This is a genomic window from Microbispora sp. H10830 (assembly GCF_014161375.1).
Taxonomy (GTDB): Bacteria; Actinomycetota; Actinomycetes; order Streptosporangiales; family Streptosporangiaceae; genus Microbispora; species Microbispora catharanthi.
The window spans coordinates 458,405-477,491 of sequence record NZ_JABBWX010000001.1; the positions used below are offsets into that span (position 1 = coordinate 458,405).

General features: G+C 72.8%; 21 protein-coding genes. 11 read left to right on the top strand and 10 right to left on the bottom strand.

The genetic code is table 11. The annotated features are described in order from the left end of the window. The first annotated feature begins 305 nt into the window (after positions 1-305). Positions 306-749 (top strand): nuclear transport factor 2 family protein, encoded by a 444-nt coding sequence (locus HHX35_RS02115; protein WP_182897315.1) that lies wholly within the window; start codon positions 306-308, stop codon positions 747-749. A gap of 62 nt (positions 750-811) precedes the next feature. Here the strand turns inward: HHX35_RS02115 and HHX35_RS02120 are convergent, their stop codons facing one another. Genes HHX35_RS02120 through HHX35_RS02140 form a run of 5 tightly spaced genes read right to left on the bottom strand, consistent with a single transcriptional unit; the run spans position 812 to position 4,102 of the window. Further along, positions 812-1,558 (bottom strand): maleylpyruvate isomerase family mycothiol-dependent enzyme, encoded by a 747-nt coding sequence (locus HHX35_RS02120; RefSeq protein WP_182897316.1) that lies wholly within the window; start codon positions 1,556-1,558, stop codon positions 812-814. A gap of 16 nt (positions 1,559-1,574) precedes the next feature. Further along, on the bottom strand, positions 1,575-2,123 hold the full coding sequence (locus tag HHX35_RS02125) for a PspA-associated protein PspAB (RefSeq protein ID WP_182897317.1): 549 nt from the start codon (positions 2,121-2,123) through the stop codon (positions 1,575-1,577). A 13-nt stretch (positions 2,124-2,136) separates the two neighbouring features. After that, on the bottom strand, positions 2,137-3,027 hold the full coding sequence (htpX, locus tag HHX35_RS02130; RefSeq protein ID WP_182897318.1) for a zinc metalloprotease HtpX: 891 nt from the start codon (positions 3,025-3,027) through the stop codon (positions 2,137-2,139). After that, positions 3,027-3,305, bottom strand: coding sequence for a PspA-associated protein PspAA (locus HHX35_RS02135; RefSeq protein WP_030508884.1), 279 nt, complete (start codon positions 3,303-3,305; stop codon positions 3,027-3,029). The genes htpX and HHX35_RS02135 overlap by 1 nt, the downstream gene beginning before the upstream one ends. After that, positions 3,302-4,102, bottom strand: a complete 801-nt coding sequence (locus HHX35_RS02140; protein WP_139578189.1) for a PspA/IM30 family protein — start codon at positions 4,100-4,102, stop codon at positions 3,302-3,304. Before HHX35_RS02140 ends, HHX35_RS02135 begins: the two co-directional genes overlap by 4 nt. A 147-nt stretch (positions 4,103-4,249) precedes the next feature. Between HHX35_RS02140 and HHX35_RS02145 the strand changes: the two genes are divergently transcribed. Beyond that, positions 4,250-4,885 (top strand): DUF3043 domain-containing protein, encoded by a 636-nt coding sequence (locus HHX35_RS02145; protein WP_139578188.1) that lies wholly within the window; start codon positions 4,250-4,252, stop codon positions 4,883-4,885. A gap of 28 nt (positions 4,886-4,913) precedes the next feature. Here HHX35_RS02145 and HHX35_RS02150 read toward each other — a convergent pair whose 3' ends face one another. Continuing rightward, positions 4,914-5,978: a hypothetical protein gene (locus HHX35_RS02150; protein WP_182897319.1), complete on the bottom strand. Its 1,065-nt coding sequence runs from the start codon at positions 5,976-5,978 to the stop codon at positions 4,914-4,916. Between the two features lie 64 nt (positions 5,979-6,042). Between HHX35_RS02150 and HHX35_RS02155 the strand changes: the two genes are divergently transcribed. After that, a complete protein-coding gene (locus HHX35_RS02155; RefSeq protein ID WP_182897320.1) occupies positions 6,043-7,041 on the top strand; it encodes an aldo/keto reductase family protein in 999 nt (332 codons plus the stop codon). A gap of 78 nt (positions 7,042-7,119) precedes the next feature. On the opposite strand, the gene HHX35_RS02160 is transcribed toward HHX35_RS02155, so the two are convergent. Then, on the bottom strand, positions 7,120-7,326 hold the full coding sequence (locus HHX35_RS02160; RefSeq protein WP_139578251.1) for a hypothetical protein: 207 nt from the start codon (positions 7,324-7,326) through the stop codon (positions 7,120-7,122). Positions 7,327-7,493: 167 nt separating this feature from the next. Between HHX35_RS02160 and HHX35_RS02165 the strand changes: the two genes are divergently transcribed. Beyond that, entirely contained in the window at positions 7,494-8,540 is a 1,047-nt protein-coding gene (locus HHX35_RS02165) for a bifunctional adenosylcobinamide kinase/adenosylcobinamide-phosphate guanylyltransferase (RefSeq protein ID WP_182897321.1), read from the top strand. Between the two features lie 110 nt (positions 8,541-8,650). Then, a complete protein-coding gene (locus HHX35_RS02170; RefSeq protein WP_182897322.1) occupies positions 8,651-9,583 on the top strand; it encodes an adenosylcobinamide-GDP ribazoletransferase in 933 nt (310 codons plus the stop codon). A gap of 18 nt (positions 9,584-9,601) precedes the next feature. On the opposite strand, the gene HHX35_RS02175 is transcribed toward HHX35_RS02170, so the two are convergent. Genes HHX35_RS02175 through HHX35_RS02185 form a run of 3 tightly spaced genes read right to left on the bottom strand, consistent with a single transcriptional unit; the run spans position 9,602 to position 11,900 of the window. Beyond that, positions 9,602-10,525 (bottom strand): CPBP family intramembrane glutamic endopeptidase, encoded by a 924-nt coding sequence (locus HHX35_RS02175; RefSeq protein ID WP_310738851.1) that lies wholly within the window; start codon positions 10,523-10,525, stop codon positions 9,602-9,604. 5 nt (positions 10,526-10,530) lie between these two features. Continuing rightward, positions 10,531-11,544, bottom strand: a complete 1,014-nt coding sequence (locus HHX35_RS43080; RefSeq protein ID WP_182897323.1) for a DUF1648 domain-containing protein — start codon at positions 11,542-11,544, stop codon at positions 10,531-10,533. After that, complete coding sequence (locus HHX35_RS02185) at positions 11,541-11,900, bottom strand: GntR family transcriptional regulator (protein ID WP_139578182.1); 360 nt, start codon at positions 11,898-11,900, stop codon at positions 11,541-11,543. The genes HHX35_RS43080 and HHX35_RS02185 overlap by 4 nt, the downstream gene beginning before the upstream one ends. A gap of 136 nt (positions 11,901-12,036) precedes the next feature. Between HHX35_RS02185 and HHX35_RS02190 the strand changes: the two genes are divergently transcribed. The 6 genes from HHX35_RS02190 (at position 12,037) to lipB (ending at position 19,087) form a co-directional block, all read left to right on the top strand. Further along, entirely contained in the window at positions 12,037-13,569 is a 1,533-nt protein-coding gene (locus HHX35_RS02190; RefSeq protein ID WP_182897324.1) for a leucyl aminopeptidase, read from the top strand. 154 nt (positions 13,570-13,723) lie between these two features. After that, the gene (gene lpdA, locus HHX35_RS02195) at positions 13,724-15,103 is read left to right on the top strand and encodes a dihydrolipoyl dehydrogenase (protein WP_182897325.1); all 1,380 of its coding nucleotides are present in this window, start codon (positions 13,724-13,726) and stop codon (positions 15,101-15,103) included. A 33-nt stretch (positions 15,104-15,136) separates the two neighbouring features. Further along, positions 15,137-16,636, top strand: coding sequence for a 2-oxoglutarate dehydrogenase, E2 component, dihydrolipoamide succinyltransferase (gene sucB / locus HHX35_RS02200; RefSeq protein WP_182897326.1), 1,500 nt, complete (start codon positions 15,137-15,139; stop codon positions 16,634-16,636). Positions 16,637-16,747: 111 nt separating this feature from the next. Next, positions 16,748-17,638, top strand: coding sequence for a TIGR01777 family oxidoreductase (locus HHX35_RS02205; RefSeq protein WP_182897327.1), 891 nt, complete (start codon positions 16,748-16,750; stop codon positions 17,636-17,638). Between the two features lie 34 nt (positions 17,639-17,672). After that, a complete protein-coding gene (locus tag HHX35_RS02210) occupies positions 17,673-18,413 on the top strand; it encodes a peptidase E (protein ID WP_142556527.1) in 741 nt (246 codons plus the stop codon). Positions 18,414-18,415: 2 nt separating this feature from the next. Beyond that, positions 18,416-19,087: a lipoyl(octanoyl) transferase LipB gene (lipB, locus tag HHX35_RS02215; RefSeq protein WP_310738852.1), complete on the top strand. Its 672-nt coding sequence runs from the start codon at positions 18,416-18,418 to the stop codon at positions 19,085-19,087.

The following is a 19,087-nucleotide window of genomic DNA, read 5'->3' on the forward strand; positions in this document are numbered from 1 at the left end:
GCGACAACCCGGCGTTGTCAGGCGTGCGGATGTGTTGTTGGCCCGGCCGCCGTCCCAAGCGGTGAAGTTGCCTCCGACGCCACGAGGAGGCGACAACGATGAGGGCACACATCCCGACCGGGGACCCCGCCGAGCCTGCCGTGCTCGCCGACGTCCCCGAGCCGGCGGCGCGTCCCTTCCCATCGTCCTGGCGCGGCTCGCCAGGCGTGGCGTGCTCATCTGGTTCGGGCGGGCCGGCCGCACCCCGGCGACGCTCGACTTCTTCGACTTCTCCCACCGCGAAAAGCGAGCGAAGGAGCACGACCATGACCACCACCGACCCCAGGGCAGTCGTCATCCGCTACGTCGAGGCCGTCCGCGACGGCGACGCCGACGTCGTCTACGACAGCTTCGCCGCCGACGCCACCTGGCACTACCCGGGCGACCTGCCCATCTCCAAGACGTGGCACGGCCGCGACGCGATCGTCGACGACTTCCTCGGCGGCATGGGGCCGATCCTCGTCCCGGGCAGCATGACGATCGAACTGGTCGGCACGATCGCCGAAGGAGACCGCGTGGTCGCCGAGTGGACGTCCAGGGCGGACACCGTTTTCGGCACCGTCTACGACAACCGCTGCATCGGTGTCTACACCGTCCGCGACGGCAGGATCACCTCCGTCGTCGAGTACAGCGACACCCGGCATGTCGCCGCGGCGCTCTTCCCCGGCCATGGGGCCCCCGTGCTCGGCCGCACGGTCCAGGCCCCCTGACCGGGCGCACCCGTGCCCCTTCCGGCAATCGTTCCGATCGCCGGGAGGGGCACCGGATCGCGCTAGATTCGGGCCCGCTCGCGCCAGAATCGCAGCAGCTCGTCGTCGCCGTGGACCGCGTCGGGCTCGCGCCGGTTCCACAGCGTCAGCATCAGGTCCCCGGTCGTCGGCGCGTGTACGACGACGTCGGCCGGGGCGTCGGACCTCTCGTAGGTGAACCCCTCGGGGGTGAGCCGGACGAGCCAGGCCCAGCCCGTATCGGTCCGCCAGGAGATCGCCTCCCCGTCGCTCCTGAGCTCGGCGACGAGCGGCCGCCACCGGGCGTACGGGAGCACGTCGAAGAACTCCGCCACTCCGTCGGCGGCGACGTCCTCGTCCACCTTCGGGGTAATCCCCAGGGCGATCTCGGCGTCGGCGCGGTGGACGACGGTCTCGTGGAGCTGGCGGCGGGACCAGAACCGGGCGCTGCGGTCCCCCGCCCAGTCCCACACCTCGGTGTCCGGGTCGCAGCCCTTCAGCGCCTCGGTGAGCTCTACGGCTCCCGCCTCCAGCCAGTCGGCGTAGCCGGAGAAGTCCTCGGGCAGCCCGTGGTCCATGGCGTCGCGGTCGTACCGGCGCGGGGCGGCGTCCCGGACCATGGCCGCCGCCCACCGGTGGATGGCGCCGGTGTGCTCGACCAGCTCCCTGAGGTCCCATCCCGGGCAGGTCGGCACGGGCGTGGCGCCGTCCCGTCCCCGTACGGCCTCGGCCATCCGGCCGATCTCCGCGGCCGCGGCCTCGGTGTGCCGCAGGTGGGTCCACTCGGTCATGAGGACTCCCGAAGGGTCAGAGGCCGGGGGCGCCCCAGACGGGAAACCAGCTCGCGAGCTCGGGCTCGATCGTGAGCTCGCGGTCCAGGACGCCGCGCACCTGCAGTTCCAGCGCGTTGTCACGGCGGGGTTCGCCGATGGGGGCGAAGGGGTAGAACGTGCCGCGCTTGTAGAGATACACGATCGCCAGCTTCCTGCGCGAGGGGTCGGCGAAGGTCACGAGCGAGCACAGCAGCGACGGGCCGAACCCGGCCGACTCCAGGGACGAGTTGGCGGCGTGCAGATCGGTCACGAGCCCGGCCACGTCGGGGTTGCGCACCCGCAGCCAGGTGTAGCCGTAGGAGTCCCGGGAGACGTCGACCCTGCCCATCAGGGCCTCGATGTCCTGTTCGAGCCGGGCGAAGGCGCCGCCCTCCGCGGCGCGGAAGCACACCGAGCCGGTGCCCGCCGGGGCGAATCCGGTGGCGGCCTGCAGCGTGACGGCGGCCGACGGCAGGGCGAACAGCGCGTCCAGGTCGGGCCTGGCGGGCTTGGAGCGGCCGAGCAGGGCGTCGAACCAGCCCATCAGCGCCTCCTCATCAGCGGCCCAGCGCCGCGGAGATCCTGGCGAGCTGGTCCAGCCGGCGCTCCAGCGACGGGTGGGTCGACAGCAGCGAGGCGACGCTCTGGCCCGACAGGGCGGGCACGAAGAAGAAGGCGTTGAACGGCTGCGCCTCGCGCAAATCCCTGGTCGGGATCCTGCCGATGTCGCCGTTGATCTTGACCAGTGCGCTGGCCAGGGCGCTCGGCTGCTGCGTCAGCAGCGCGCCCGCACGGTCGGCGGCCAGTTCGCGGTAGCGCGACAGCGCCCGCGTCAGCAGGAAGCTGACGGCGTAGACCAGACCGGAGACCGCGAAGATGATCAGGCCGATCGGGGGTCCGTTGTCGTTCCTCCGGCCGCCCAGACCGGTGTAGAGCGCGAAGCGCGTCATCAGGCCGGCCACGACCCCCAGGAACGAGGCGATCGTCATCACCGCCACGTCCCGGTGGGCCACGTGAGACATCTCGTGGGCCAGCACCCCTTCGAGCTCCCGCGCGTCGAGCCTGCGCAGGATGCCCGTGGTCACGCAGACCACCGAGTTCTTCTGGTTGCGTCCGGTGGCGAACGCGTTCGGGATGTCCGAGTCGGCGATCGCCACCCGCGGCTTCGGCATCCCCGCCATCGCGCTCAGCCGGTCGGTGATCCCGTGCAGCTCGGGAGCCTCCTGCGGGGAGACCTCCCGCCCGTGCATCGCGAACAGCGCGATCTTGTCGGACAGGAAGTACTGCGCCAGCAGGAGACCCCCGGCGATCACGAGCACGGTGACCGCACGTACGCCCGCCGCGACCAGGACGGCCACGAACGCGACGTAGAGCAGCCCGAGCAGGAACATCGTCACGGTCATCCGGACGGTGAGGCCGCGATCAGGGGCGAACCGCGTGGAGGCCATCAGCCAGGGATGAGCCCGGTGTCCCCGAGCATCTCCCGCACTTCCTCGATCGAGGCGTCGGCCGGCGGCAGGATCAGCTCGGACGGCTCCAGCGAGTCGTCCGGCAGGGCCTTGCCGACGTGACGCACCTTGTCGAGGAGCGCGTGCAGCTTGGTGCGGAACTCGGTCTCGTCGTCCGACTCGATCGCGGCTTCCAGCTCGCTGTCGAGCTCGTTGAGGACGTCGATGTCGGCGGCGCCGATCTCGACCTGTCCCTCACCCATGATTCTGACGATCACAGTCCCTCCCCTGGCTGGCGCAGCTGCTGGGTGTGCTGCGGGCTGGACGGGGCGGCCTGGCCCTGCTGGCCGGGCTCGATGGCGCTCCTGGGCGCCGGGCCCTGGCCGAGCTCGGCCTTCATCTTGGCGAGCTCCAGCTCGATGTCCGAGCCGGCGCCCATGCGGTCGAGCTCCGCCTGGATGTCGTCGCGCTGCCCGGTGAAGTCGTCCAGCGCGCCGCTGGCCAGCAGCTCGTCGATGGCGCCCGCGCGCGCCTGCATCTGCGCGGTCTTGTCCTCGGCCCGCTGGATGGCCAGGCCGACGTCGCCCATCTCCTCGGAGATGCCGGAGAACGCCTCGTTGATCCGCGTCTGGGCCTCGGCCGCCGTGTAGGTGGCCTTGATGGTCTCCTTCTTCGTACGGAAGGAGTCGACCTTGGCCTGGAGCCGCTGGCTGGCGAGGGTGAGCTTCTCCTCCTCGCCCTGCAGGTTGCTGTACTGGATGCGCAGGTCGGCGATCTGGGCGTTGAGACCGTTGCGGCGGGTCAGCGCCTCGCGGGCCAGATCCTCGCGCCCGGCCGACAGGGCCTGCCTGCTCTGGTTCTCCAGCTTCGTGGCCTGCCCTTCGAGCTGGTTGATCTGCAGCTCCACCCGCTTGCGGCTGGTGGCCACGTCGGCCACGCCCCGGCGGACCTTCTGCAGCAGCTCAAGCTGGCGCTGATAGGAATAGTCCAGCGTCTCCCGCGGATCCTCCATTTTGTCCAGGGCCTTGTTGGCCTTGGACTTGAAGATCATGGAAAGTCTCTTCATCACGCTCATGCGCGTCGGCCGTCCCCTTCTCCAAGGTTGTGCGTGGGTGACCCCAGCCGTCTCAAGCCCCTTGTCAGGCGGCGTAGCCGCCTGGGTTCACCCTACGCATAACGCGCGAGGGCGTCACTAAGTTGCACTCCCGGTAGGCTGGGCGACGTGTTCCGACGTCGCAGCCAGACCTCAGCGGAGGACTCCCCCGTCCCTGTAGAGGATCCTAAGCCCCACGGCACCCCGGGTAAGGGCCGTCCCACCCCGAAGCGGAGCGAGGCGCAGGGCCGCCGCCGCTCCCCGGTGACCGCTCCGGCCAACCGCAAGGAGGCCTACCGCCTGGCGCGCGAGCGCGACAAGGCGCTACGCGGCAAGCAGCGCGAAGCCCTGCTACGCGGCGACGAACGGGCGCTGCCGGCACGCGACCGCGGCCCGGTGCGCAAGTTCGCCCGCGACTGGGTGGACGCGCGGCGGCTGCCGGGGCAGTACTTCCTGCCCGTCGTGTTCGTCATCATGCTGCTGTCGATGGTGCCGTTCCCGATCCCGGTCCGCTCGGCCGTCATGCTGGTCTACACGCTGTCGCTGCCGGTCGTGATGGTGCTCGTGCTGGCGAGCTCGTTCTACGTGGCCACGAAGGTGAAGAAGGAGGCGGCGGCGAAGTTCCCGGGCGAGGACCTCAAGGGCGTGGGCTTCTACGCGGCGATGCGCTCGTCCCAGATGCGCCGCCTGCGCTTCCCCAAGCCGGCCGTCCTGCCCGGCGGCCTCCCTGTCGCCCTCAAGAACACGGCCGGCGCCAAGAAGTGACCCGCACGGCCGCTTAACCTCGGCCGCCTCACTTCCACTCCAGGACGCCCTCGCGTACCACGGGGACCGACCCGCCCACCGGGCCGCCCTCGGCGAGGGCGTCCGCCGTGGCCTTGAGCAGCGCGTAGTACGACGACCACTCGTCCTCGAAGTACGGCAGCTCCCAGTCCGCCGAGCCCACGCCGCCGGTGGCGGAGTTCGTCACGAGGTAGCCGCCGAAGTCGGAGTCGTAGGCGAAGGGGACGCCTCCGCCCATCTCGCAGGCGTCGGGCCAGGAGGAGACCAGCCCACGCGCGCCCATGATCGCGTAATTCGACGAGAACCGGAACGCCGCCGGGCCGCGGGCGCCGTTGTGGCGCAGCAGCGAGGCCCTCAGCGAGTCGGGGACGCGCGTCCCCAGCCGCGCCTCGGCCGTCGCCACCAGCCGGCGACCGGCCGGGCCGTTCAGCGAGGCGTACGTCCTTGGCGCGTGCGCCTTCAGCCATCTCTCTATCCGCCGCCACTGCCGGTTCACCGCGGCCGTCACGCGCCGGGAGACCGGCCGTGCGGCCGGGGTCGTGGAGCCCGTCTTCCTCAGCGCGCACGCCGGGTCGCGGGACGGCGGCGGCTGGGCCACGGGCTCGTCGGTGACCGGATCCGCGGACGGGACCGCGGGGGCGGGCTCGGCGTACCCGCCCACGTACGCCGCCCGGCCGGACGACGGCCCGGGCTCCGGGCCGAACACGGCGTTGTCCAGCATCTGCGCGCCGAGGGCCAGCAGGCCGAGCGCGACGAGCGCGGCCGTCATGCGTTGCGCCTTCCTCCCGCGCGGCCGCTCGATCCGGGGGAGCCCGTCGAGGAGACGGGCGATCGGCGCGCCGGCCTCCGGCCGGTCGTACCTCTCGAGGTCCTCGCTCGTGGGCCATCCGAGCACCGGCTCGGGGCCACGCCCGGCCGGGTCTCCCGCGTCCTGCGGCGGGGCAGGGCGCGGAGCGGCCGGTGCCGGCACTGCGGCACGGCGCCGACGGGCGACGACCAGCCCGGCGGCGACACCGGCGACCAGCGCGACGGCCAGAGCCAGTCGTACGGGGCGGGAAGTGATCAACCGGCGCACGCCGGGCACCCTACCGCGAACCACGCGGAGGAGTGACGCGATGTCATGACCTAAGGTCGGACCCATGGAATACCGTCATCTTGGCCGCAGTGGCCTCATGGTCAGCGAGATCAGCTACGGCAACTGGATCACCCATGGGTCGCAGGTGGAGGAGGACGCCGCCGTCGAGTGCGTCCGCGCGGCTCTCGACGAGGGTGTCACGACCTTCGACACCGCCGACGTCTACGCCGGGACCAGGGCCGAGGCGGTCCTCGGCCGGGCGCTCAAGGGCGTGCGCCGCGAGTCGCTGGAGATCTTCACCAAGGTCTACTGGCCCACCGGGGAGGGCAAGAACGACCGGGGACTGTCCCGCAAGCACATCACCGAGTCGATCAACGGGTCGCTCCGCCGGCTGCAGACCGACTACGTCGACCTCTACCAGGCGCACCGCTACGACGTCGAGACGCCGCTGGAGGAGACCCTGCGGGCCTTCGACGACCTCGTACGTCAGGGCAAGGTGCTGTACGTCGGCGTCAGCGAGTGGTCGGCCGACCAGATCGCCCGGGCCTTGAAGATCGCCGACGAGATGGGGTTCGACCGGCTGGTGTCCAACCAGCCGCAGTACTCGATGCTCTGGCGGGTCATCGAGGCCGAGGTCGTGCCGCTGTGCGAGAAGGAGGGCCTGGGCCAGATCGTCTGGTCGCCGATCGCGCAGGGCGTGCTCACCGGCAAGTACCTGCCCGGCCAGCCGCCGCCGGCCGGGTCCCGCGCCACCGACCCCTCCGGCTCGGGCTTCATCGGCCGGATGATGGACGACGACCTGCTGCGCCGGGTGCAGGACCTCAAGCCGATCGCGGCCGACCTCGGGCTCTCGATGGCCCAGCTCGCCGTGGCGTGGGTGCTGCAGAACCCCAACGTGTCGTCGGCCATCATCGGGGCCACGAAGCCCGAGCAGGTGCGCGACAACGTCAAGGCCTCGGGCGTGAAGCTCGACGCCGAGGTGCTCAAGAAGATCGACGACGTGCTCGGCCCGGTCGTCGAGCGTGACCCGGCCAAGACCGTCAGCCCGCCCGCTCGTCCCTGACGCCGTCTCCGGTCCCGCGGACCGGTGTCGTCGCGGGGGTCGCGACCGCGCCCGTCGCGGTCCCGGCCCCCGCCCGGCTCACTCGGCGCGCAGGGACATCCCCGAATATTCGATCCGCTCGTCCTCCATGAGCGTCACCTGCTCGACACCGGCCTCGAGCAGCTCGCGCCAGCTTTCCCCCAGCCACGACTCCGCGTCCGACTGGCTGGAGAAGATCTCCCGGGGCAGCGGCCGGTCCGTGACCTCGCCGCCGTTCGCGTCCTCGTAACGCCACCGCCAAATCATCCGCACCCGCTCCTTCGGTTCCTCGCCGCCCCCGCACCGGGACTTCACGCCGGGGCCGGTGCGGCACAAAGACCGTGCAGCCGGACCCTATCCTCTCTTCCCGGCGTCCACTCCCCCCGGCGGCGACGCGGGGCCGCCCGGCGACACGGACGCGGAAAGGCAGCGGCATGGAGATCCGCCTGGAGGGAACCGGCGGCCCGGAGGGCTGGCCCGTCCCCGACTGTCCCTGCGCGTCCTGCGGCCGGCTCGCCCCCGGCCACCGGCGTCCGGCCTCCATCGTGCTCGACGGCCGCGTACGGCTCACGGACGCCCGCCCGCCCGCCGGGTACGTGATCCGCAGGACGGCCGACGGGTGCGAGGTCACCGGGCCCGGCGGCGGTCGCCTGCTGTACGCCGCGGGGCCCGCCACCGGCTCCCCCGGGCGGGACGCGGACGCGCCCTTCGACGTGGTGCTCATGGACCTGCCCGACCGGCCGGAGCGGCTGGGCGACCTGCGCCGCCGCGGACGGGTCACGCCGGCGACGCGGATCATCGCGGTGCACCTCCACCACCGCGTCCCCGCGGAGAGCGAACTGGCCCGCCGCCTCGCCCTGTGGGGTGCGACGGCCGTCCCGGACGGGACCGTCGTGGACACGGCGAGCGCGGAGGCGGAGCCGTGGGTGCGGCCACGCAGGACGCTGCTGCTCGGCGGGTCGCGGTCGGGCAAGTCCGAGGAGGCCGAACTCCGCCTGGCCGCCGAACCCGAGGTGACCTACGTCGCCACCGGGCCCTCGGGCGGTGACGACCCGGCCTGGCTCGCCCGTGTGCGCGCCCACCGTGAACGGCGCCCGGCGCACTGGCGGACCGTGGAGACGACCGATCTCGCGTCCGTCCTGTCCGGAGGTCCGGGGACGTTGCTCATCGACGGGATCGGCACCTGGCTCGCCGCCGCGTTCGACGAGTGCGCCGCCTGGCCGGACGGCACGCCCGCGGCCGGCCACCGCGCCGCCCTCGACCGGGTGGCGGAGCGGTGCGACGCGCTGACGGCCGCCTGGCGCGGCACCCGCGCCCGCGTGGTGGCGGTGAGCGACGAGGTGGGCCTCGGGGTGATCCCGGCCACGCCCGCCGGACGGCTGTTCCGCGACGCGCTCGGCCGCCTCAACCAGGCCCTCGCCCGCGAGTCCGAGGACGTCGCCCTGGTGGTCTCCGGCCGGGTCGTCCCGCTGCCCCTGTGACAACTACGATCTGCCCTCGTGCCCGATGAACCCTCCCCCATAAGCGAGCGAATCAGCAAGCACAGTGTGATTCGCTCATGCGACTCCGAGCCGCCAGGCGAGGAGGGGGCATGAGCGGCCCCGGCGCGGCCTGGCGGCTCGCGGTCGGGACCCTCACGGTCTTCCCCGTGCGGCCGGTGGAGGTCGACCGCCAAGTGGCGGGACGCGCCATGTCGCTGGCGCCGTTCGTCGGCCTGCTGCTCGGCCTGACCGCCGCCGCGGTGCTCGAGGCCGCCGGTGCGGCGTCTGGCTCGCAGTTGCTCGGCGCCGTCCTCGCGGTGGCGGCCCTGGCCTGGCTGACGCGGGCCCTGCATCTGGACGGCCTCGCGGACCTGGCCGACGGGCTCGGCAGCGGCAAGCCGGCCGACGGGGCGCTGGACGTGATGAAGCGCTCGGACATCGGCCCGTTCGGGGTCGTCACCGTCGTGATCGCCCTGCTCGTGCAGGTGGCCGTGCTGTCGCGGGACGGCACGGCCGCCTGGGTCGCGCTGGTGGCGGCCGCGGCGACCGGCAGGCTGGCCGTCACGTGGGCCTGCCGCGAGGGCGTGCCCGCCGCCCGGCCCACCGGCCTCGGCGCGCTCGTCGCCGGCACCGTGCGGCGGGGCGCCGCGATCGGGGCCACCCTCGCGACGGCCGCCGTCGTGGCGGTGCTCGCCCTCGTGGCGGCCGCCGGCCCGTCGCTGCTGGACTACTGCTGGCCGTTCGGTCTGTCGAACCCCTTCGGCCACGCCTATCCCGAGCTGGTCCCCTACTCCGGGCTGACCTACGGGCACACCGTCTACGCGGGCCCGCGGCCCGCCGGGTTGCTGCATCACCTGTCGGACGATCCGTATCTGATCACGACGGCCGGGCTGCTGCCGGCGATGGCAGCCGGGCTGGGGGCCGCCGCGCTGCTGCGCCGCCGGGCCGTACGGCGGCTGGGCGGCGTCACGGGCGACGTGCTCGGCGCCCTGGTGGAGACGGCCACGACGGTCACGCTGCTGGCCGCCGCCCTGCTGATGTGACGTTCGTGAGCGCGCACGTCAGCGCGGCGCGGTGACGGGACGCAGCCGGTAGACGACGAGGACGACGGCCGCGAGCAGCACCCAGCCGACGATCCCGCTGATCCCGGCGAGCGCCGGGTTCGGCGGAGCCGACGCGTCGCCGAGGAGCAGCGCCAGGCCCGCCGTGGCGTTCACCGAGGCGTGCGCGATGACCGCGGGCCACACGCTGCGCGAGCGCAGCCGCATCCAGCCGAGCAGCGCCCCGAAGATGACGCAGAAGCCGATGAACAGCGGCGCCGCCCAGGCGCCGAGCTGCGGGTAGTTGTAGCCCTTCAGCGTGAGGGGTGCGTGCCAGAGACCCCAGATCACGCCGGACAGCACCAGCGCGGGCCACACGCGGCGCGCGCCCGGCGCGGACGAGACGGCCGGGTCGCCGAGCAGGCGCGGCAGCAGCCAGCCCCGCCAGCCCCACTCCTCCCCCAGCGCGGGGATCGCGTTGATGAACGGGGCGATCAGCACGGCCTGCACGGCCTGCACGGCGTACAGGATCCGCGGGTCCAGCGGCACCTTGTCGAGGGTCGCGCCCAGTTGCGCGCGATACAGGCTCAGGCCGGCGACGTCGAGGCGCACGACGCCGACGGCGGCGCTGGCCAGGAGGGCGACGGCCACGAGAAGCGGCACGCCGAGCAGGGCCGTCACCAGGAGAGCGGCCGTCCCGCCCCGGTCCGGTCCGAGCGTGAGCCCGGTCGCCCGCGCCCATTCCTTCAGCGGCGTGCCGCGCCGCCGGGTGAGCCACACGGCCAGTACGCCCAGGGAGGGCGTGAACATGATCAGAACGCCGAGGAGCTGGAAGGCCGGCGGCCCCAGCGGTACGGCCCGCGTCCAGAGGGGCAGCGCGATCAGCCACGAGGCCCCGAACGCGACGAGGAGGAAGAGCCAGACATCGGCGTTGCGCCGGATCACGGTCGTCACCTTTCGACGGAGGGGCGCTGCCGGGCGATGAGGGCGTTGAGCAGGGCGGCGCCGGTCTCGGCGTCGTCCACGGTGATGGCGAGCCGCCCGCCGGAGGTGTACCGCACGACCAGGCACTCGCCGCCGCGGATCATGATCGTGGCCCGTCCCGGGAGGCCGCGGTAGCCCCATCCGCCCACCTGGGCCGGATACCGCTCCTCCACCCACGCCCGCTCGACGCGGTCCAGCCGCACCCTGCGAGAGGGCCACCGCAGCGGGCCGACCGACACGGTCAGTGCTTCGGGGACGACCCGCACCGAGACCGACGACACCGCCAGACCGACCACGCCCACCAGGGCGAGCGGCACCACGGCGCCCCAGCCTCCGCCGAACAGGCCGGACATGGCCGCCCCCGCCAGCGCCACGGCGGTGGCGAGCGCCACGAGCGCGAGCCGGGTCGCCCACGGCGCGGCGGCGGTGGAGACCCACACCGGCCGCTTTCCGGGATCGAGGTCGATGAGCGGTCCCCTCTGCGGTGGCTCCGAGGGAACGTCAGGGCCGCGACGGCCGGCGAGCCAGCCCAGCGCCCCGAGCGCGATCGGCGCGGCGACGACCACCGCGACCTGCCAGCTCAGGCCCGCCGCGCGGGTCCAGTGGCCGCGGTCGAGGTTGGCGGCGATCGTGAAGGCCTGCGTGATGACCGTGAACGCGCCCGCCCAGGCCAGCCCGGCGCAGAACCAGGCGCGCGGCGCCCGGCGGACCGGCGCGCGGCCCCGCGCCGCGGCGGCCGCGCCGATCCCCGCGACGACGGCCCACAGCACGACCGTGAAGAGCACGAAGGTCGCGAACGCCATGGAGCCGTCGGGCCGCCCGGACGGCCCCCAATGAGTGGCCAACGGGTCGGGCAGGCGGCCGGCGAACGCCAGCGGCACCGCCACGAGCACGGCGGCGACCAGGACGGCCCAGGCCGCGGCGGCCAGCAGGAATCGGGTACGGAAGCCGGTTACGGAGGTGTCCTGCGGGTCGGTCATGCCATTTCCTCGCTGAGGTCCTTGATGAGAGCGACGACGTCGTCGGCGGTGAGGCCATACCTCGCGGCCTCCTCCAGCAGGTCGCGCGCACGGGTCCTGAGCGCCGCGCGGCCGTCCGGCCGCCGCAGCACCGACACGCCGCGCCCGCGGCGGAACTCCAGCAGGCCCTCGTCCCGCAGGTCGCGCAGCGAGCGCAGCACCGTGTTCGCGTTGACGCCCAGCGCGTGGGCCAGGTCGCGGGCCGGCGGCAGCCGATCGCCGGGGGCGATGTCCCCGGCCCCGATCGCGCGCCTTATGGCGGCGGCCACCTGTTCGTGCAGGGGTCGCGGATCGTTGAGATCGAGCGTGAGCAACATAGTGCTATTGACATTAGCACCATATGTCCGAGAGATCGCGATGGTGCTAGTTTCACTGGCACCATCAAGATTACCGATAGGTAGGATGAACCCTCGTTTATGCGTAGCCGAGTAAGCCCAGCTAGCATCGGCTCACGTGACCACAGTGCGCATAAACGCATCTGACGCGGTCTCCATCGAGACCAGTGCTCTCATAATCGGCGTCCACACGACCCCGGAGGGTCCACGCCCGGCTCCCGGAGGCGAAGGCCTCGACCAGGCCCTGGACGGACGACTCGCCGGGATCCTCACCACCATGGGGTTCACCGGCAAGGCCGAAGAGGTCGTCAAGATCCCGACCCTCGGGGCGCTGCCCGCGCCCGTCGCCGTCGCCGTGGGCCTCGGCGACGCGCCGCAGGCCGCCCCGCAGGACGGCCCCGAGGACGGCTACGACCTGGAAACCCTGCGCCGCGCGGCCGGAGCGGCCGTCCGATCACTCGCCGGCACGGCGTCCGCCGCGCTCGCTCTGCCCGCCCGTACGGCCGCCGAAGCGGAGGCCGTGGCGCTGGGCGGCCTGCTGGGCGCCTACGACTTCACGCGCTACCGCACCGGCGGTGACCGCAAGCCGCCGGTCGGCGAGCTGACCGTCCTGTCCGGCGCGGCCGGCGCCGAGGAGGCCGTCGCGCACGCGGCGACGCTCGCCGACGCCGTCACCCTCGTCCGCGACCTGGTGAACACGCCGCCGTCCGACCTGTGGCCCGCGCGCTTCGCCGAGATCGCCCAGGAGACCGGCGGCGAGGCCGGCCTGTCGGTCGAGGTGCTCGACGAGGTCAGGCTCAAGGAGGACGGCTACGGCGGCATCATCGGCGTCGGCCAGGGCTCGGTCAACCCGCCGCGCCTGGTGCGCGTCGCCTACAGCCACCCCGAGGCCGGCCGGAAGGTCGCGTTCGTCGGCAAGGGCATCACCTTCGACTCCGGCGGCCTGTCGCTCAAGCCCTCCGCCTCCATGGACTGGATGAAGTCGGACATGGGCGGGGCGGGAGCCGTGTTCGGCGCGCTCCTCGCGATCGCCAGGCTGGGCCTGCGCGTCAACGCGGTCGGCTACCTCTGTCTCGCTGAGAACATGCCCTCGGGCAGCGCCCAGCGCCCCTCCGACGTCCTGCACACCTACAGCGGCAAGACCGTCGAGGTGCTCGACACCGACGCCGAGGGCCGCCTGGTGCTGATCGACGGCATCGCCCGTGCCACCGAGGACGAGCCCGACGTGATCATCGACGTCGCCACCCTGACCGGCGCCCAGATCGTGGCGCTCGGGTGGCGTACGGCCGGCGTGATGGCCAACGACGACGCCCTGCGCGAGGAGATCGTCCGCATCGCCGGCGAGCAGGGTGAGGGCGCCTGGGGCATGCCGCTGCCCGCCGAGCTGCGCAAGGGGCTCGACTCCGCGGTCGCCGACATCGCCAATCTCCAGCCCGAGCGGTGGGGCAGCATGCTCGCCGCGGGCATCTTCCTGCGGGAGTTCGTCCCCGCGGGCGTCCGCTGGGCGCACGTGGACATGGCCGGGCCGGCGTTCAACAAGGGCGAGCCGCACGGCTACACGCCCAAGGGCGGCACCGGCGCGCTGACCCGCACGCTCGTCGCCGTCGCCGAGCACTACGCGGGGAACGGCACGTCCGCGCAGGCTGTTTAAACAGAAGGAGCCTTCGCGGGCTGTTCGAAAGCGGAAGACGGCTCCGTCGCGGCATGCCCGCGCGGGCCCGGGGCGGGGCCACGATCTTCCGGGACAAGTGAAAAGATGCTGCCGGGTCCACCCGGCGGTGTGAATACGACCAAGGAGCATTCCAGTGGCTGATGGCAGCGGCCCCTACGACATCGTCGTCCTAGGTGGCGGTAGCGGTGGTTACGCCTGTGCCCTGCGGGCGGCCGAGCTCGGCATGAACGTCGTCCTCATCGAGAAGGACAAGGTCGGGGGCACCTGCCTGCACCGCGGCTGCATCCCCACCAAGGCGCTGCTGCACGCGGCCGAGCTCGCCGACCAGGCCCGCGAGGGTGAGTCGTTCGGCGTCCGCACCCGGCTGGAGGGCATCGACGTCCCCGGCGTCCACGCGTACAAGGACAAGGTGATCGGGGGCCTCTACAAGGGCCTGGCCGGACTCATCAAGAGCAAGAAGATCACCGTGGTCGAGGGCGAGGGCCGCCTGGCGGGTCCCAACCGCGTCGTGGTCGGCGACCAGGTCTACGAGGGCCGCAACGTCGTGCTGGCGACCGGCTCCGTGCCGAAGTCGCTGCCCGGCCTCGACATCGACGGCGAGAAGGTGATCAGCAGCGACCACGCGCTGGTCCTCGACCGGGTCCCGTCCTCGGTCGTCATCCTGGGCGGCGGCGTCATCGGCGTCGAGTTCGCCAGCGTGTGGCGCTCGTTCGGCGCCGAGGTCACGATCGTCGAGGCGCTGCCGCACCTGCTGCCGCTGGAGGACGAGTCCAGCTCCAAGCTGCTGGAGCGCGCCTTCCGCCGCCGTGGCATCAAGTACGAGCTGGGCACCCGGTTCGAGAGCGTCAAGACCACCGACACCGGGGTCGTCGTCTCCCTGGAGAACGGCAAGACCCTCGACGCCGAGATCATGCTCGTCGCCGTCGGCCGCGGCCCGGTCTCGGCCGGCCTCGGCTACGAGGAGAACGGCGTCGCAATGGAGCGCGGCTACGTGCTCGTCAACGAGTTCTGCCAGACCAGCGTGCCGGGCGTGTACGCCGTGGGCGACCTGATCCCCACGCTGCAGCTCGCCCACGTCGGCTTCGCCGAGGGCATCCTGGTCGCCGAGCACATCGCCGGGCTGAACCCGGTGCCGATCGACTACGACGGCGTGCCGCGCATCACCTACTCCGAGCCCGAGGTCGCGTCGGTGGGCGTCGCCACGTCGGTCGCCCGCGAGCGCGGTCACGACGTCGTCGAGCTGAACTACAACCTCGCCGGCAACGGCAGGAGCAAGATCCTGCAGACCCAGGGCGAGGTCAAGGTCGTCGCCGAGCGCGACGGCCGGGTGCTCGGCGTCCACATGGTCGGCAGCCGGGTGGGCGAGCTGATCGCGGAGGCTCAGCTGATCTTCAACTGGGAGGCCACGGCCACCGACGTCGCCCAGCTCATCCACCCGCACCCGACCCAGTCCGAGGCCCTCGGCGAGGCCATGCTGGCCCTGGCCGGCAAGCCGCTGCACGTCCACAACTGAAGCCCTCCTAGCGAACGCGAGAGAAGACACACCATGCCGGTCTCCGTAACCATGCCCCAGCTCGGCGAGAGCGTTACCGAGGGCACCGTCACCCGCTGGCTGAAGAAGGAAGGCGACCGCGTCGAGGCCGACGAGCCGCTCCTCGAGGTGTCGACCGACAAGGTCGACACCGAGATCCCTTCGCCGTCCGCCGGCTACCTGACCAAGATCATCGTTGCCGAGGACGAGACGGTCGAGGTCGGCGCCGAGCTCGCCCTGATCGACTCCGAGGCGGGCGCCGCTCCGGCCGCCGCCGAGCCGGCGGCTCCGGCTCCCGCTCCGCAGCCCGAGCCCGAGCCGGAGCCCGCTCCGGCCCCGGCGCAGGCGGCGCCCGAGCCCGCACCCGCCGCGCCGATCTCGTCGATCCCGCAGCCCGCGCCCTCCGTGGTGACGCCGCAGCCGGCGCCCCCGGCGCCCGCTCCGGCTCCGGCTCCGCAGGCTCCGGCTGCGCAGCCGCAGGCGCCCGCCCCGGCCGCGCAGCCGAGCGAGCCGACCCCGCTGCCCTCGTCCGGCGAGAGCCCGTACGTCACGCCGCTGGTCCGCAAGCTCGCCGCCGAGCACGGCGTCGACCTCGACGCGCTGAACGGCACCGGCGTCGGCGGCCGGATCCGGAAGCAGGACGTGATCGAGGCCGCCCGCGTCCAGCGCGAGCAGGCCGCCGCCGCTGCCGCCGCTCCCGCGGCCCCGCAGGCGGCGCCCGCCCCGGCCCAGGCTCCCGCCGCCCCGGCCGCCGCCGCGCCCGCCCCGTCGGAGGTGCGGGTCGACACCACGCTGCGCGGCCGTACGGAGAAGATGTCGCGCCTGCGGCAGACCATCGCCAAGCGCATGGTGGAGTCGCTGCAGGTCTCGGCCCAGCTCACCACCGTGGTCGAGGTCGACGTCACCCGCATCGCGCAGCTCCGCAACCGGGCCAAGGACGAGTTCCTGCGGCGCGAGGGCGTGAAGCTGTCGTTCATGCCGTTCTTCGCGATGGCCGCGATCGAGGCGCTCAAGCAGCACCCGAAGCTGAACGCCACGATCAACAGCGAGACCAACGAGGTCACCTACTTCGACGTCGAGCACCTCGGCTTCGCGACCGACACCGAGCGCGGCCTGCTCGTCCCGGTGATCAAGAACGCGGGTGACCTCAACATCGCCGGACTCGCCCGTAAGATCGCCGACCTCGCCGAGCGCACCCGCACCAACAAGGTGAGCCCGGACGAGATCACCGGCGGCACGTTCACGCTGACCAACACCGGCAGCCGGGGCGCGCTGTTCGACACGCCGATCCTCAACCAGCCGCAGGTCGGCATGCTGGGCACCGGCGCGGTCGTCAAGCGCCCGGTCGTCGTGGACACCCCGGAGGGCGAGGTCATCGCGGTCCGCTCGATGGTGTACCTCGCGCTCAGCTACGACCACCGCCTGGTCGACGGCGCCGACGCGGCCCGCTTCCTCACGACGATCAAGCACCGTCTCGAGGAGGGCCGCTTCGAGGCCCAGCTCGGCCTGGCGTAGCCGTACGCCCGGGGCCGGCGCGAGCCGTCGGCCCGGACGCAACTGGGGGCCGTCCCGCGTTTCGCGGGGCGGCCCCCTTCGTTTCCGGGTAGTGATCGATACGTGGAGACGATGACGACAGTGGTGACGGGCTCCTCGGGGCTGCTCGGGACGGCTCTGGTGCGCGCGCTGCGCGCCGACGGGCACGAGGTGCGCCGTCTCGTACGGCGCGCGCCCGCCGGGCCTGACGAGCACTTCTGGGACCCGGCGGGCGACGTGCTCGATCCCGGGGCGCTGGCGGGCGCGGACGCCGTCGTCCACCTGGCCGGCGCCGGGATCGGCGACCGCCGGTGGTCCGAGGCGTACAAGCGGGAGCTGGTGGAAAGCCGGGTCAGCGGCACGCGCACCCTCGCCGAGGCGCTGACCCGCGCCGACGGCGGACCGCGGGTGCTGCTGTCCTCCTCCGCGATCGGCTTCTACGGCGACACCGGCGATCGTGCGGTGGACGAGTCCGCGCCCGCGGGCACGGGCTTCCTGGCCGATCTGGTGCGCCGCTGGGAGGCCGCCGCCGCACCCGCCGGTGAGGCGGGCGTGCGGGTGACGCCGCTGCGCACGGGTGTCGTGCTCAGCGGCCGCGGCGGCGCGCTCGCGCGGATGCTGCCGATCTTCAAGATGGGCGCGGGCGCCGTGCTCGGCAGCGGCAGGCAGTACGTCTCGTGGATCTCACTCCCCGACTGGGTGGACGCGGTCCGCTTCCTGCTCGCGCACGAGCTGGCCGGGCCGGTGAACCTCACGGCTCCGGAGCCGGTGACCAACGCCGAGTACACCGCCGCTCTCGCGAAGGCGCTGCGGCGCCCGACGATGCCGCTGCCCGCCCCGCGTCTCGCGCTGCGCCTGGCGCTCGGGGAGTTCGCGGAGGAGGCCCTGCTCGCCGGACAGCGGGTGCTCCCCCGGCGGCTGCTCGACGCGGGTCATCGGTTCGCCCATCCCACCGTCGGCGAGGCGCTGGCCGCCGTACTCTAAAGAGTCATTCGATCCGGGAACGGGAGTGGTGGGCATGAGCCGCATCGGGCAGTCGCACATCGTCGCCATCGGAGGCGGGTCGTTCCGGCAGACGGAGCGATACGGGTTCATCGAGCCGACCGCCCTGCTGCGTTACGTCCTCGACCTGACCGGTCAGGACCGGCCCAAGCTCGGCCTGCTCGCCACGGCCACGGGGGACGACGCCGACTGGCTGCTCAAGATGTACGGCGCGTTCGCCCGGTGGGACGTCGAGGTGAGCCACCTGACGGTCTTCCCGATGCCGAACGTCGAGGACCCCCGCGAGTGGATCCTGGAGCAGGACGCGATCTACGTGAGCGGCGGCAGCGTCGCCAACCTCGCCGCGCTGTGGCGGCTGCACGGCCTGGACGAGGCGTTCGCCGAGGCGTGGCGGGCGGGGATCGTGCTGTCCGGGCAGAGCGCCGGCGCGCTGTGCTGGCACGTCGGCGGCAACACCGACTCGTTCGGGCCGAGACTGCGGCCCTGGGCCGAGGGCCTGGGCCTGCTCCCCTACTCCTGCGGCGTCCACTACAACTCCGACCCCCAGCGGCGGGCGCTGCTGCACGAGTCGGTCGCGTCGGGCGAGCTGCCCGAGGGATACGCCGCCGACGAGGGCGTGGCGCTGCACTACGTGGGCACGGAGTTCATCCAGGCCGTGACCACCGACCCCGAGGGGTACGCCTACCGGATCGAGCGGGACGGACCCGCCGTCAAGGAGCTGCGTATCGAGCCCCGGCTGCTGACCTCTACGCTGTGAACGTGAAGGGCGATGGGAACGTGAAGGGCGTGGCCATCGTCCGCCTGGGCGTCGACGTACCGTACGAGCAGGCGTGGACCCTGCAGCGGCGGCTGCACGCCCGGCGGGCGGCCGACGAGATCTCCGACCTGTGCCTCATGCTGGAGCACGCCCCCGTCTACACGGCGGGCAAGCGGACACTGCCGCACGAGCGGCCGGTCGACGGCACGCCGGTCATCGACGTCGACCGAGGCGGGAAGATCACCTGGCATGGCCCGGGGCAGCTCGTCTGCTACCCCATCATCCGCATCGGCGACGTGGTCTCCTACATCCGGTTGCTGGAAGAGGTCCTGATCCAGGTCTGCGCCGACTTCGGGCTGACGGCCCGGCGCGTCGAGGGCCGCGGCGGGGTCTGGGTGCCCGGCGACCCCGCGCACGGGCTGCCCGACCGCAGGCTCGGCACGATCGGCATCCGGGTCTCCGGCGGGATCACCATGCACGGCTTCGCGCTCAACTGCGTCAACGACCTGAGCTGGTACACCCGCATCGCCGGTGACGACTCCGGGGTCACTTCGCTGGCGGCCGAGACCGGCCGGCGGATCATGGTCGACGAGGTCATCCCGTTCGCCGGCAAGCGCCTCGCCGAGGCTCTCGGCGAGGAGCCGTACGACCTGTACGAGGAGGATCTCGCCTGA